1 protein-coding gene is annotated in these 556 nt (G+C 61.0%); it reads left to right on the forward strand.

The genetic code is table 11. The annotated features are described in order from the left end of the window. Nucleotides 1–275: 275 nt before the first annotated feature. Nucleotides 276–556, forward strand: a 281-nt coding sequence (locus C7G61_RS43155) for a transposase (RefSeq protein WP_190242292.1), incomplete at its 3' end; no start/stop codon positions are given.

A 556-nucleotide genomic window follows, 5' to 3' on the forward strand; every position in this document is an offset into this window, starting at 1 on the left:
GGATGCGACGGTGGGAGATGCCCCGCCGGTTGCTGCGGCCGAAGCAAGCTCTGCTGCCAGCGGCGAGTCCTGACAAGCACTTTGCCAAATAGGAAATTGCCAACATAGGGATGTAAGACCACATCTTTCTGATGGGACGGGGCCTGCTCTCCAGTTCCGTACCATTAGGGATAGTTATCTCAGGTTAATGGCGACGTTGGTGCGTAAATCGGACCGGGGTGTCGTGCCAAGTCAGGGGTAAGGTATAGAGGCGGTCTTCTGAAACCGAGAGCCGCATGCCCTACAAGGTTAATGAAGAGCGCCGCCACAAGATTCCAAAGGCCCGCTACCGCGTGCAGAACTGGCGGGATTACGATGCGGCGCTGCGTCGGCGCGGTGACTTGACCGTGTGGGTGACACCGGCGGCGATGGCCGCATGGACACCACCGCGCTGCAGGAGACGCGGCCGCCCGCAGAAGTACTCTGAGATTGCGATTGAGACGGGCTTGATGCTGCGGCTGGCGTTTGGCCGGCCGTGGCGCCAGACCGAAGGCATGCTGGCCTCGATCCTGCGTCT

The sequence above is a fragment of the Bradyrhizobium algeriense genome (assembly GCF_003062295.1).
Taxonomy (GTDB): domain Bacteria; phylum Pseudomonadota; class Alphaproteobacteria; order Rhizobiales; family Xanthobacteraceae; genus Bradyrhizobium; species Bradyrhizobium algeriense.